At 39.3% G+C, this 14,879-nt stretch carries 12 protein-coding genes; all 12 read right to left on the bottom strand.

Annotated features, from left to right (window positions below; all coding sequences use genetic code 11):
* Nucleotides 1-149: 149 nt before the first annotated feature.
* Complete coding sequence (locus tag ACWPVZ_RS00985; protein WP_002889814.1) at nt 150-953, bottom strand: ABC transporter ATP-binding protein; 804 nt, start codon at nt 951-953, stop codon at nt 150-152.
* Nucleotides 953-2,893, bottom strand: coding sequence for an ABC transporter substrate binding protein (locus tag ACWPVZ_RS00980; protein WP_454380541.1), 1,941 nt, complete (start codon nt 2,891-2,893; stop codon nt 953-955). The genes ACWPVZ_RS00985 and ACWPVZ_RS00980 overlap by 1 nt, the downstream gene beginning before the upstream one ends.
* 606 nt (nt 2,894-3,499) lie before the next feature.
* Nucleotides 3,500-5,362, bottom strand: coding sequence for a proline--tRNA ligase (locus ACWPVZ_RS00975; RefSeq protein ID WP_142246465.1), 1,863 nt, complete (start codon nt 5,360-5,362; stop codon nt 3,500-3,502).
* A 70-nt stretch (nt 5,363-5,432) separates the two neighbouring features.
* On the bottom strand, nt 5,433-6,695 hold the full coding sequence (gene rseP, locus ACWPVZ_RS00970) for an RIP metalloprotease RseP (protein ID WP_073685732.1): 1,263 nt from the start codon (nt 6,693-6,695) through the stop codon (nt 5,433-5,435).
* A 16-nt stretch (nt 6,696-6,711) separates the two neighbouring features.
* Nucleotides 6,712-7,506 carry a phosphatidate cytidylyltransferase gene (locus ACWPVZ_RS00965; protein WP_454380538.1) on the bottom strand — a complete coding sequence of 265 codons (795 nt, stop codon included), beginning with the start codon at nt 7,504-7,506 and terminating at the stop codon, nt 6,712-6,714.
* Between the two features lie 12 nt (nt 7,507-7,518).
* A complete protein-coding gene (locus ACWPVZ_RS00960; protein ID WP_002886457.1) occupies nt 7,519-8,268 on the bottom strand; it encodes an isoprenyl transferase in 750 nt (249 codons plus the stop codon).
* A gap of 128 nt (nt 8,269-8,396) precedes the next feature.
* A complete protein-coding gene (locus ACWPVZ_RS00955; protein ID WP_013989990.1) occupies nt 8,397-8,735 on the bottom strand; it encodes a preprotein translocase subunit YajC in 339 nt (112 codons plus the stop codon).
* 125 nt (nt 8,736-8,860) lie between these two features.
* A complete protein-coding gene (locus ACWPVZ_RS00950; RefSeq protein WP_002883635.1) occupies nt 8,861-9,577 on the bottom strand; it encodes a YebC/PmpR family DNA-binding transcriptional regulator in 717 nt (238 codons plus the stop codon).
* Nucleotides 9,578-9,732: 155 nt separating this feature from the next.
* Nucleotides 9,733-11,310, bottom strand: a complete 1,578-nt coding sequence (locus tag ACWPVZ_RS00945) for an ATP-binding cassette domain-containing protein (RefSeq protein ID WP_454380535.1) — start codon at nt 11,308-11,310, stop codon at nt 9,733-9,735.
* 153 nt (nt 11,311-11,463) lie between these two features.
* Nucleotides 11,464-12,336 carry a helix-turn-helix domain-containing protein gene (locus ACWPVZ_RS00940; RefSeq protein ID WP_414343872.1) on the bottom strand — a complete coding sequence of 291 codons (873 nt, stop codon included), beginning with the start codon at nt 12,334-12,336 and terminating at the stop codon, nt 11,464-11,466.
* Between the two features lie 193 nt (nt 12,337-12,529).
* Nucleotides 12,530-13,879: a glucose-6-phosphate isomerase gene (locus ACWPVZ_RS00935; RefSeq protein WP_454380533.1), complete on the bottom strand. Its 1,350-nt coding sequence runs from the start codon at nt 13,877-13,879 to the stop codon at nt 12,530-12,532.
* Nucleotides 13,880-13,982: 103 nt separating this feature from the next.
* Nucleotides 13,983-14,798, bottom strand: coding sequence for an endonuclease/exonuclease/phosphatase family protein (locus ACWPVZ_RS00930; protein ID WP_454380531.1), 816 nt, complete (start codon nt 14,796-14,798; stop codon nt 13,983-13,985).
* Nucleotides 14,799-14,879 lie beyond the last annotated feature (81 nt).

The raw sequence follows: 14,879 nt of genomic DNA, 5'->3' as shown, positions 1-14,879 counted from the left end.
TGTTATTTGTTATTAGCAACGTGTGAAACGTTATTTTTAGCACTCATTAACCAAGAGTGCTAATCTATATATTTATTTTAGCACTTGGTCAAAAATAGTCAAGAAAAAACTACCCAAAATCTGAACTTTGGATAGTTTCTTTTTGCTTATTAACCGAGTACCAAGGCATCGTCATTGAGGACTTGTCCACTATTTTTGTGGAAGAGATCCATAAGTTCTGCAACAGTGAGATTTTTCTTTTCCTCACCTCGCACATCGACGACGATTTTTCCATGATAGAGCATGACCAGACGGTTCCCATATTCGATAGCATGTTCCATATTATGGGTAATCATAAGAGTTGTCAACTCTTGTTCTTCAACAATCTTACGTGTCAAATTCATAACCATATCACTTGTCTTAGGATCTAGCGCAGCTGTATGTTCATCTAAAAGCAAAATCTTTGGACGAACCAAGGTCGCCATAGCAAGTGTCAAGGCCTGACGTTGTCCACCTGACAAGAAATTAGCATCGGTCTTCATACGATTTTCAAGCCCAAGACCAAGATCTATCAAGGCTTCCTTGAACACTTGACGTTCACTCTCAGTAATAGACTTTTTAAAGAAGCTACGTTTCTTACCTCGACGATAGGCAATCGCCATATTTTCTTCAATAGAAAGGTTTGTCGCTGTCCCCATTCGAGGATCTTGGAAAACACGGCTAATATCTTTAGAGCGCTCATCTACAGATGCTTTCTTAATAGATTGTCCCTCCAACAAGATATCCCCTTCATCAATGCTAAGAACACCAGCGATTGAATTCATCAAGGTTGATTTACCAGCACCATTTCCTCCAATAACAGAGATAAAGTCTCCCTGCTCAATGTCGAGATCCAAACCACGAAGGACGTGATTTTCATTGACTGTGCCTTTTTCAAAGGTCTTGTGAATCTGTTGTAAACTAAGTAAAGCCATTACTTGTCACCTCCTAAAGTCAAGGATTTGTTAGGTTTGATTTTCAATTTTTGTCGTACTTCTGGTACATATAGGATGACAGCAAGCAAGATGGCTGAAGCCAACTTCAACATTTGAGCATCAACGTTCATGGCAAGGATAATAACCAAGACCAAACGGTAAAGAACAGCTCCTACAACAATTGACCACAGGCGTTTACCAAGTGGTAGATACTTGACGATAACTTCAGCCAAAATAATTGCAGCCAAGCCATTTACGATTGTACCAGTACCCATATTCATATCCGCATAGCCATTATTTTGAGCTAGGAGGGCACCTGATAGGGCAATCAAACCATTGGAAATCATGTAGCCAAGAATCTTCATACGGTCAACCTTGATACCATTGGCTTCACCCATGGCAAGGTTATCACCTGTCGCACGAAGGGCCAGACCAACCTGCGTATTAAGGAGGACAACCAACATAAGCACTACCAGACTAACAAAAATCAGTCCTAATAGAATCACACCATTCAGTTTAGACAAACCGAGTCCCATCACCATAGTTACTAGCGTATTATGTCCTGATAGAGAGACATTGGCACTTCCAAGAACCAAAAGGTTAACGGAATAGAGCCCCGTTAAGGTAATAATCCCTGTTAAAAGTGCTGGTATCTTCATTTTCGTATGCATAAAGCCAGACACAGCTCCAGCAAGCATACCAGCTACAAAACCACCTAGAGTCGCAAAGATTGGGTTGATTCCACGGATAATCATGATAGTTGTCGTAGCAGCACCAAGTGGGAAGGCCCCTTCAGCTGTCAAATCAGCAAGGTCCAAAATACGGAAGGTAATGAAGACCCCAATAGCCATAATTGCCCAGAGAAGTCCCTGAGAAATAGCTGTCAGCACCACATTTGAAAAACCTTTTTTAGATGACTTATTAACCTTAAGCTTAATGACACCTTTATCTTTTTTAGCAATTGGTTTGTCATCTTGTGTTGATGCCTTAGATTCCTCGTCACTAATACTAGAAACATCAATGCCAAGTTCTTTAGCCATGTCATCGTTAACCACAACATTTAGTGTTTTAGGATACTCTGCATCGACATCCTTGACCTTCTCACCTCGGAGAACACGGCCTGCCAACTTACCTGTTTGACGACCAAGCGCTTCATAGTTGGTTCCATAAGTGAATAGGACACCTTTTTCTACACTACCAGCATCACTACCAACAACTGGAACCTTAGTCTCTTTAGAAAGATCTACCAAGGTATTAATAGCACTAACAATAGTATTGTCAGTTGGAATGAAGATGACTTGGGTCTGACTCATCAAGCTCTTGGCTGTGTCTTGGATATCGTTGGTTGATGAAATTCCCTTAATAACCGTTTCAATACCAGCTTCCTTGAAGTATTTCTTGGCTTCTTCAACCTGAACCTCTGAGTTACGCTCGCTGGTCGTGTACATAATCCCAACTTTTTTAGTATTTGGAAGGACCTTTTTCAACAACTCAACTTGTTTGTTGATAGGGGACATGTCACTTGTCCCTGTCACATTTCCTCCAACATTGTCCATAGACTTAACCAGTTTAGCTGAGACTGGATCTGTGACAGCTGTAAAGAGAATTGGCTTGTCCTTTGTCAAACTACTCAAAGACTGGGCTGCTGGGGTTGCGATAGCCAACATAAGATCGTTATCTTCAATAAGCGACTGAGAAATCGTCTGCAAGTTAGACTGATCCCCTTGTGCATTCTGATAATCAATTTTGATGTTCTTACCGTCAACATAACCTTCCTCTTTGAGTTCTTCAATGAACCCTTTACGTGTCGCTGACAAGGAAGGATGTTCCACATATTGGAGCACACCGACGTGAACCAAATCTTTATTAGAAGCATTGGAACATGCTACCAAGAGGACAGCTGTGATAACAGCCATCATACTGACCAAGAATTTCTTCATCTTGTATACCTCTATTTTTTATTCTATCTATTTCCAATTTTCTTTTATGCTTTTTCCGATACGATAGGGTCAAAAGCAAGCAAATTAGACCTTACATCGCTTCATCAGATCCTAAAGTCCGTCGTCCAAAGACCATCACCTTTTGACCTTATAAAAAGTTGGCTAGAATTCACCATTTTTTAGACATCTAAAGGTCAAAAGAAAACTAAAAATAGACCACGGTATGAAAAAACCAGTTAGGACAGGCCCAACTGGTTTTCTGCATTTTAACTAGCACAGGCTAGCTTATGTCACCGGTTAGACCTATTCATCTAATCGGCTAATCCATCACAAAATGCTTTAGCTTCATAGATACAAACTGACTGACGCTTGTATCCTGAAACACAAACGTCCTATCTAAAGAAACTAAAGTAATAAAAAGCTTTAAGATTTCCCAAATGGGTCGCTTTATTAAGCATGTGATGCCTCCGTAGTTATGATAGTTTTAAGTTTACACTATTTAGACAATTCTGTCAAATTGGAATTTACTCTCTTTTCTCTCAATTTATCATTATCACTGCAAAAGAAAAATCTCTTCCTGCTCTAGCAAGAAAAGATTTTTTAATCTTAAGCATCTTGTTCTGTTGTTAAGATAGCAAGTGTTTCAATCAAGTTATCGGCATTAACTTCAATAGTATCACCAGTTGCCTTGATTTTAACTTCAACAACACCTTCGCTAGCTTTTTTACCAACTGTCACACGGATTGGAAGTCCAATGAGGTCACTATCAGAGAATTTAGAACCGACACGCTCATTACGATCATCTGTCAAGACATCATAACCTTCAGCCATAAGAGCTGCTTCCAAACGTTCTGTCAAAGCATTGGCTTCTTCATCCTTAGTGTTAACTGTGATCAAGTGAACATCATATGGAGCCAATTCTTTAGGGAAGTTAATTCCCCATGCATAGCGGTATTGACCTTTTGGTGTCTTGTTAACAAAGAGACGTGCATGTTGTTCAATCACAGCTGACAAGATACGGCTAACGCCGATACCGTAACATCCCATGATAATTGGAACAGCACGGCCATTTTCATCAAGAACGTTAGCACCCATACTTTCAGAGTAACGTGTCCCAAGTTTAAAGATATGACCAATCTCGATACCACGCGCAAACTGAAGGACACCTTGACCGTCTGGAGAAATTTCACCCTCTTTAACTTCACGAATATCCACGTATTCTGCCTTGAAGTCACGCTCTGGGTTAACCCCTGTCAAGTGGTAACCATCTTCGTTAGCTCCAACGACCGCATTAGCCACATCTTGAACCTTACGGTCCGCAACGATGCGAACATTTTCAGGAAGGTTAACTGGACCAAGGGAACCGAAGTTAGCACCAAAGACTTGACGTGCTTCATCTTCCGTAGCTGGTTCGAGGAAATCAGCAGCAAGGTAGTTTTTCAACTTCACATCGTTAACCTGATCATTACCGACGAGAAGAGCCACTACTGGTTCATCATCAGCGATGAAAAGTAAAGTCTTGATGGTTTGTTCTTCTGGAACATTCAAGAAAGCAGCAACTTCATCAATTGACTTGCAATCTGGTGTTTCAACACGAGCCACTTCTTCTTGAGTCACAACCTTAGTCGCTGGTGTGTAGGCGTTTGTTGCCATCTCAAGGTTAGCTGCATAGCTTGACTCTGTAGAGTAGGCAATTGTATCTTCACCAGATACCAACCATGATGTCAATTCTTTCTTGATTTCTTCCATGACATCTTCTGGAATCTCATCCAATGAAGCAATTGACTTATCAAGAACTACCCAACGGTTGAGATCTGTACGCTCAGGAGTGACCGCCATAAATTCTTGAGAATCCTTACCACCCATGGCACCACCATCACCGATGATTCCTTTAAATTCAAGGCCAGCACGTGTAAAGATAGCCTCGTAAGCTTTACGGTAGTCTTCATAGGTTACATCCAAATCTTCATAGTTTTGGTGGAAACTATAAGCATCCTTCATGATAAATTCACGTGTACGAAGAAGACCGTTACGAGGACGTTTTTCATCACGGTATTTTGATTGGATTTGGTAGAGATTAAGTGGTAACTGTTTGTATGATTTAACTGCATCACGAACCAAGGCTGTAAACGTTTCTTCGTGAGTTGGACCGAGGATAAAGTCAGATTTATCACGGTTTTTCAATTTATAGAGGTCTTCACCGTAAGTTTCATAACGGCCTGACTCACGCCACAAATCTGCTGTCAAAAGCGCTGGCGCCAACATTTCAACCGCACCGATTTTTTCAAACTCCTCACGCATGATGGTTTTGAATTTCTCGATAGCACGATTTGCCAATGGCATATAAGCATAAATACCAGCAGAAACCTGACGCACGTAACCCGCACGTACCATAAGCGCATGACTGATAACTTGAGCATCACTTGGCATTTCACGAAGTGTTGGAATCAACATTTTACTTTGTTTCATCATTTACATACTAAGGGGGCTGGCCCTCGGGTCAAGTCCCTTAGACTTCCTTTCGTTTCTTTGTTTCTAATTAAAAGAAAGCACGCATAATATCATTCCAAGTGACTGCAATCATAAGAACAACCATGATAGCAACACCTGCAAGTGTAATATAGCTTTCAATTTCTTGATTAAGTGGTTTACGACGAATGGCTTCAATAATATTCATAACAATTTTTCCACCGTCAAGGGCTGGAATTGGGATAAGATTGAAAATTCCCAAGTTAATTGAGAGCATCCCCATAAGGTTAAGAATGGAAATCAAGCCACTTTCTGAAGCCTGGGCAGACATCTGGAACATGGCAACTGGTCCACCAAGTTTATTCAAACTAAAGTTGGTGATAAGCCCCTTGAGTGCCACGAGAATTTTGAAGGCCCCTTCCCAAGCCATTTGGAAACCACCAAAAATCTTATCTTTTAGACCTGTTTTTAAGGCTGGAGAAACACCCAAAAAGTAGCTACCTTGACTCTCCTTAGGTTTAACAGAAACCGTTTCTTCCTGACCGTTACTTCTCTTAACCGTCACAGAAAGGCTGTCACCTTTGGAGAATTTTTGAGTATTCTCTGTCAATGCTTCCTTCAAGCTGTCCCAATCAGTAACCTTGTCCTTATTAATGGCCTCGATAGCATCACCATTTTTCAAGCCTGCTACCTGAGCAGCACCACCATCAGCCACCTGAATACGGTTGGTTGATGTGTCTTGAACACCACCTTGAACAAAGGCTAAGATAATAAAGACAAGCACCCCAAGAATGAAGTTATTCATAGGTCCAGCAAAGTTGGTAATTAAGCGTCCCCAAATGCTAGCATTTTGATATTGGACATCCTTAGGAGCGATACGAAGTTCTGTACCATCCTCCTCAACGATAGTGGCATCATGGTCAACCTCATAGGTCTTGGTCTCATCTAGGACTAGACCTGTAATGGTTAACTTATCTTCCAAATCATAGGCAGTGACGTTCATAGGTAAAGCCGTCTGGTCAACCTGACGATCCGAAAGGTTGATACGTCTTACCTTACCATCTGATCCAATCGTTAGACTAGCAGGACTACCTGTTTTAATCTCAGTTGTATCTTCACCCCAACCAGCCATACGGACATAACCACCCAAAGGGAGGATACGGATAGTATAAACGGTACCATCCTTACCGGTGTGTGCAAAAATTTTCGGTCCCATACCAATGGCAAATTCACGAACCAAAATTCCTGAACGTTTGGCGAAAAAGAAATGACCAAACTCATGGAAAACGACAATCACACAGAAAATCAGTAAAAAGGTAATAATAGCTTTCATCTAGACACCCCCACTCTTAAAAAAGTCCTAGGAAGTGCATGATTGGGAAAACGAAAATCCAGCTGTCACAACGGTCCAAAATACCACCATGCCCAGGAATGAGATTGCCTGAGTCTTTTACGCCAAAGTGACGTTTAATAGCTGATTCAACCAAATCACCAAATTGACCAAAAATACTAAAGAGAATCGTACAGATAAGCAACCAGAAGAAGTTATGAGGGGCATAAACTCCGTGGTTAATCAACCCAAAGATAAGAGCCACAATGACTGCTGATAAGATACCCCCAACACTACCTTCAATAGTCTTATTTGGTGATACTTTTGGCAATAACTTATTTTGACCAAATTGACGACCAAAAAGGTAAGCCCCAATATCCGTTGCCCAAACAATAAAAAGGGCAAAGAGAACCTTTTCCCAACTATCCAAACGTGCTGCAATGAGATTTTGGAAACCAAAACCAACATAAAAGGCAGATGCGATTGGATAAGCTGCATCATCAAAAGAATAGTGGTCGCTATTAAGGACAGTCCCTGCTAGAATCAAAAATGAAATAACAGCGAAACCTGTCACACTAGCATTTGTTGGAAGACTGATAAAATACCGATCAATCGGTACAGCCAAGATAAAGGCTGCCATCATTGATAAAATACCCTCGATAGAGAAAATCTCCAAGTGCTTCATGCGAAGCATCTCAGACACCGCAACCATGGCCATAGCCCCAACTAAAAGTTGGAAAGGAAGACCGCCGATAAAGAGCAATGGGAGGAAAATGGCTGCTGCCACACCCCCACCAATTAAACGTTCTTGCATGAGAGGTCCTTTCTAGACACCACCGAAGCGACGGTGACGTTTATTGTAGTCAGAGATGGCTTGACGTAGCCCCTGTTGGTCAAAGTCTGGCCAGAAAACATCTGTGAAGTAAAACTCACTATAGGCAGATTGCCAAGGCAAGAAATTACTAAGACGAAGCTCGCCACTCGTACGGATAATTAAATCTGGATCACGATAGAGGTAAGGCAATTTATCTGTCATCAAATGCTTAGCAATGAGATCTTCATCAATAGCTTCAGGACTGAGTTTTCCTGCTTCAACCTCTTTAGCAATCGCTTGAACAGCAGACACAATCTCCGCACGACCACCATAGTTCAGTGCAAAATTAAGAACCAAACCGGAATTGTGTTTCGTCTGCTCAACTGCCTTTTCAAGAGCATCTAAAGTCTCCTTAGGCAAACGACTATTATCTCCGATTGTCAAAATACGAACATTGTTTTTGTCTAATTCTGGTACATACTTGTTAAAAAATTCAACTGGCAAATTCATGATGAATTTTACTTCATCTTGTGGGCGTGACCAGTTTTCAGTTGAGAAGGCATAGACTGTCAATACCTTAACTCCAAGTTGTGATGCTTCGATAGTTACCTTTTGCAAGGCGTCCATCCCAGCCTTATGCCCCATCACACGTGGTTGTAGACGCTTTTTAGCCCAACGGCCATTTCCATCCATAATAATACCAATATGGTTGGGAATATTGTCTAGAACCTCTTGATGAGATTTTTTTCTAAATTTAAACATGGAATATCCTCTAAATATAGTTTACCCTTTATTTTACCACATTTTCAGGGGTTCTGAACAGCTTTTAATACCGATAAGATTAGAAAACGCAAAAAGACCAGGATTTAACCTAGTCTCAAATACACATCTTACTTTTCATCAGAAGATTCAATTGCTGAATCTTCTTCGATAATTGTCTTTTTAGTTGTTTCTGCTGTTTCTGTAGTTGGTGCTGGTGTGATCACTTTCATGATTGAACGACTCAAATCAAAAGTCAAGAAGACACCTTCTGCATCCAAAACGATACGGTTATTCTCTTTGTCAATCTCATCAACAATAGCAATCAAACCACCGATTGTTTCAACTTCAGCACCCTTAGCAAGGCCTGCAAAACGATCTTCCTGTGCCTTTGCTTGGCGACGACGGCTGAAAGCCACATAAGCAACAATGGCGACCACATAAATGGCCAAAACTAGCATCATATTCATATTTCGTATTCCTCCAATAATTCACTTGGCTACTACTATATCAGATTAAGTCAGGACAAGCAAGACAAATCCTTAGATAGACCACACAAAAACACTTTCCATCGTGAGGAAAGTGTTGAATGAGATTACATATCTGCTACGTTGTGGTAAACCTTTTGAACATCATCGTCTGCTTCAAGCGCATCAATAAGTCCTTCGAAAACTTCAAGGTCTTCACCTTCAAGAGTAACCTCAGTTTGTGGAATCATTTCAAGTTCAGTCACTTGGAACTCTTCTTGTCCGTTAGCACGGAGAGCTTCCAACGCTTTATGAAGATCTGTTGGCTCAGTATAAACAGTGATAGTACCATCTTCTGCTTCTACATCTTCAACTTCTACATCAGCTTCAAGCAATTGTTCAAAGATTGCGTCTGCATCTTCACCTGCAAAAACGATAACACCTTTTTTATCAAACATGTATGAAACAGAACCTGATGCACCCATGTTACCGCCATTTTTACCAAAGGCAGTACGTACGTTAGCAGCTGTACGGTTAACGTTTGAAGTCAAAGTATCTACGATGATCATAGAACCATTTGGCCCAAACCCTTCATAACGTCCTTCAACGAAAGTTTCATCTGTGTTACCTTTAGCCTTATCAATGGCCTTATCAATAACGTGTTTTGGCACTTGCGCTTGTTTAGCACGCTCCAAAACGAATTTCAAAGCTGAGTTTGATTCTGGATCTGGTTCACCTTGTTTAGCAGCTACATAGATTTCAACACCAAACTTAGCGTACACCTTTGAGTTTGCACCATCTTTAGCAGTTTTCTTAGCAACGATATTAGCCCATTTACGTCCCATGGGATTCACCTCTTCTAAGAGATTTGCATCTCTGATTTGTTTTTTCTTTTTTGAAAATAGCAGAACTTGCTAAATTCACAATCCCTTACATTATAGCACTTTGACTGCCGTTAGTAAAATTGAAATAAATCCTAAGCATTTATCTTATGAAACATTTACTCAGTGCCCTCTCCCAAACGAATAATCTCATCAAAATATGGTTCATTTTCCTTTATAAGATGGTGGGTAACCGTGATATAAGTGATATTAGGATCACTTAATAATGGGTGCTCAATACGAGTAGCATTTTTATGGTCAAGATTTGCAGTGGCTTCATCAAAAATCACAACAGAACTTCCTTTTAAAAACGCTCTTATCAGGCCTATTCTTTGTTTTTGACCCTCCGAAAAAATACCGTCACTTACTTGCTCATCTATACGGCTTAAGAAAGATAAAAGATTAATCCTTTCAAGAACTTCCTTGATGTGCGTATCAGTAATGGCTTCATTCCAAAGAGTTAGATTGTTCCTCAAGGTATCATTATAGATATGAGTTTGACTCCCAACATAGGCACAGTTAGATACGATTGAGTTCTCATCAATCTCTTTTAACTCCAATTTCTCAAACAAGATTTTTCCCTCATAATCTTTAAGATTTCCTAGGAGCATATTAAGCAGGGTGGACTTCCCACTACCTGAGCATCCAGTAATAGCGTACTTTCCTCCTTGTTTAAAGGTTTGGGTGAATCCCTCAATAATACCCTTCTCTCCAAAATGATAACTTACATTCTCAAAACGAACATCCTGAATAGTCGCTATGCAAGTCTTTGGAGCCTCTGGAAAATCGTGAAATTTTTTTAAGATAGGATCGACAGACTTAATTGTCACTTGCAGCTGATTAATGGTGGATAGAGAGCTAAAAATATTACCTGATATCTGGCCTACCGAGGCAATGGTTCCAACAGTAATATTTCCAAAAATAATTAACAAGCCAGTTAGAAGAAGTATCAACATCTGAGCGGCAACTGAAAATAAAGCCATCAGCGTCTCTGTGCTAGTATTTCTTTTTGTAAAAATAATTTTTTGTACAATATATTCCTCAACAATGGACCTCACTTGTCTAAGAAATATCTGTTTACGACTGGCGTAATAAACATCTGCATATCCATATAACTGGTCACTTATTCCTGAGACAAGTTCCTCATTCGCTTGGGAAAATTTTTCCATTGATTTCTGCATTTTATTGGTAAATGGTTTGGGAAGATAGGTCAGACACAAAGTTAAAAAAATGGCTAACAGAACAATTCTTACATCATAACTTAATAAGGCAATAATTGAAAACAAAGTTGTGAATACTGTTGAACAAAGAGTATAAATACTTGTAAAGCCATTTGATTCAATCAATTGGATATCATTATTTAATACTGAGAGATGCTCTCCAATATCACTCTTTCTGAATTCACTAAAAGAATGGTGAATAATTTTACTAAGATAAGACTGACGAATAGATAAAGTCATTTTCTGAATTAGTTTTGTTTGATTTACAGCAATAATATAATTCAAAACTAAATAAATAACGTAAAGCCCTACCTCTAAACCTAATAAAGCTAAAAAGGATTGGATTCGCTTCGATACCAGCTGATTAGTCATTAAAGCCAAGGTTACCGAAGCACTCACGAAAATAGCAGCATTCAACGCTAACAGTAAGATATGAACTAAATTATCATATTTGTATTTAAGAATATAGGTTCTCATAGATTTCCTCACAATCTAAATCACCTTGGTATTTAGTCAGTTGGATAAATTGAAGACATTGGAACTCCATATATCCATTGAAAATTAAAAACCATAGTGATATTGTACTATGGTTTTAGTTTATTCTATTTTTTAACTCACTCTATAAAATTGTCATATAGTGGAATTTAGCAACTCTTGATACTCTGATTCCTTAGTAAGCAATAAATTTTCCGCACCTAAAGTCCTAAGAGTTTCTAAACACCCCTCAATTAGATTTCTCCCTTCAGTAACTTCACCTGACTTTATCAAGTAGGTTCCCATTACAAATATCAACTCATGTCTTTCATATAAGAGGACCTCAGGAATTCCAATATCATTGACTAAATCTAAATAGTATTTCGCAGAATCTAATTCATCACGTCGTAAAAATTCATAAGCTGCATTAATAAGAAGACTAAGTCGAATTCTTTGATTTGAGTCGCTCTTTCCAAAAAGGCTAGTTCTATACACGACCTCCTTGGTCAAAACATTAAGTGTCTGGGTGGAAATAAACGACATACTATTTCCTAATATGATTAACTCTCTTTTTCCCCATTGTTCAATGCTAAAAAGATAGTCTGTTAATTCCCTTACCTTATTTTCATCAACTTCTTTATTTGAAACACTTACCAAAAAAGATTCTAGCATAATACTGTTATAGAGAAATGATTTGTCTTGTGTGAGCTCAAATTTATGACGCTCTTCTCCAGCGTACTTCTGTAACAATAAAATATTGTTTTGATAATAAGCCTTACTAGCACTTGCTAATAACTTTTCAGTATGAGTTGGATTATCTTGAGATAAAATACCATAGAACTCTTCAATACTGACATCCAATTTATCTAACAAAAGAAAAAACCTAGATAATGAGATATCAGATTCTCCACGTTCAAATTTTGATAGGAAAGATACTGATAAATAATCACTAGCAAGTTCTTTCAATGTCAAATTCTTTGATAAACGAATTTTTTTCAACAAAGCACCCATTTTAACAGGTCCAATCATGATCCATCCTCCTATGCTTGAACTAATTATAACAACAATCATTTCTAAATTAAAGAGCCACAAAGCCCAACTAGCCAGTCCAAAACGTTTAAAATAAAAATTCGTAAATTAACCTACAAGAAACAATCAATGGAAAGTTTTAGCTTACAAATGGATAAAAAAAAGACCAGCCAAAGCTGATCTTATCTGAGAATTACAAGCGAGCGTTAAGTTCTGCTCCAAGTTCTTCAAATCCTGGTTTACCAAGAAGGGCGAACATGTTTTTCTTGTATGCTTCTACACCTGGTTGGTCAAATGGGTTGATAGCATTCAAATAACCTGAAAGGGCGATAGCAATTTCAAAGAAGTAAATGATGTAACCCAATGTAAAGGCATCTTGTTCAGGAAGAGTGATGAACATGTTTGGTACATCACCATCTGTGTGAGCAAGAAGAACACCGTCTGTTGCTTTTTTGTTAACAAAGTCAACATCTTTACCTTGGAGGTAACCAAGTCCATCAAGATCTTCTTCCAATTCAGGGATAATCACGTTCTTACGTGGTTTTTCCACACGAACAACTGTCTCAAAGAGGTTACGTGTACCTTCTTGGATAAATTGTCCAAGAGAGTGCAAGTCTGTTGAGAAGTTTGCTGATGTTGGGTAAATACCTCTTTGGTCTTTACCTTCAGATTCACCAGCCAATTGTTTCCACCATTCTGAGAAGTATTGAAGTGATGGTTCGTAGTTAGCCAAGATTTCAGTTGTGTAACCTTTACGGTAAAGGATATTACGAAGTGCAGCGTATTGGTAAGCTTCGTTTTCAGAGATTTTATATGAAGAATACTCTTTACGTGCAGCGTTAGCACCTTCCATAAGGGCTTTGATATCAGCACCTGAAGCTGCGATTGGCAAGAGACCTACAGCTGTCAATACTGAGAAACGTCCACCGATGTCATCTGGAACAACGAAAGTTTCCCAACCGTTAGCATCTGCTTCAACTTTAACTGCATTTTTTTGGCGGTCAGTTGTTGCGTAGATACGTTTGTTTGCTTCTTCTTGACCGTATTTCTTAACAAGGAGTTCCTTGAAAACACGGAAAGCGATAGCTGGTTCAGTTGTTGTACCTGATTTAGAGATAACGTTAACTGAGAAGTCTTTATCTTCAACATACTCAAGCAAGTCTGCAAGATATGTTGATGAAATTGAGTTACCAGCGTAAACGATTTGTGGTGCTTTGCGTTCTTCTTTTGTTTGAAGGTTAGCAAAGTGATGGTTCAAGAAGTCAATGGCTGCTTTGGCACCAAGGTAAGAACCACCGATACCGATAACAACCAAAACTTCGCTTTCTTCTTTGATTTTTTCAGCAGCCTTCAAAATACGATCAAATTCTTCACGATCGTAGTTTTCTGGAAGGTCACGCCATCCAAGGAAGTCTGCCCCTGGGCCAGTTCCTTTGCGAATCATTTCGTCTGCTACTGTTACTTGTGCTTGAAGGTTGTCCACTTCGTGTGGTGCTACAAATTTATCCAAAACTTTTGAATAATCAAATGTAATATGAGCCATTAGTCTCTCCTTATAAAAATTCAATTATAGCTTCTAGTTTACTCTTTTATTTGTCTTTTGACAATGTTTTTTACCCTTATTAGGTCATAATAGGATACCGTTTCTACTTAAATGTTAATTCTGCTTCAAGACCGTAGTGGTCACTTACCAAAGGTTGGTTATTGCCATCAAAAATCACACTAAGGCGCTCTACTGTCCAATCTTGGCTAGCAAAAACATAATCGATACGTAAAGGCTCTTCATTGCCCTTCCAGCCATCGATACCTGGTCCAACTGTATAGCTACCAGTTGTTTCTTTAGCTACTTCAAAACTATCTTGAAGATTGAGCGAGCTAGCCAAAATGGCTTTATGCCCTTCGCGACCTGCTGGGTTGTTAAAGTCACCTGCTAGGATGAGCGGTTTCCCAATAGCTTTGAAACGTTCCTCAATACGTGCCCACTCTTCTTGGAAACCTTTGTCCCACCATGAAAGGTGAACACTAGCAACAGCAACTTCTCGGCCATCTACAGTAGTTTCAGCAACTGCTACACGGCGTGTATGGTAGTCAGTTGGATCATCAACATCTGAAACCAAGATTTCACTCGCTGTCAATGGTTGACGTGACAAGACGGCAACCCCCTCATTAAGGTGATCATAACCAATGTGATTATAGGCCCAAGTCCAATGGTATTGAAGCCCTTCTTCAGCTAACTTTTCCACAAGAAGACGGACAAAGTGATCTTGGTGGATTGGTGTTGCTGATGGAAGTGCATGATAGTAAGCATCCGTGTCCACAACAGAAGTTTCTATTTCTTGGTTAACTTCCTGGAAGCAAATAATATCATACTGAGCCTTTAGGATCTGTTCCTTTAAGGTTTGGAACTTCTCTTCTGCATCTTCTTCCATCCAACTGTGTGTATTTAAAGTTAGAAATTTCATAAGTTTATCCCTCTTCTGACTTGCATCTAGAAATGACATAGGGTCATTTACAAACAAAACAGCCCAAGGGCTGTCTGCTTG

This window comes from Streptococcus sp. Marseille-Q6379 (genome assembly GCF_965119505.1).
The sequence above is the reverse complement of the archived record's forward strand: the minus strand, read 5'-3'. Positions and strand labels throughout refer to the sequence as shown.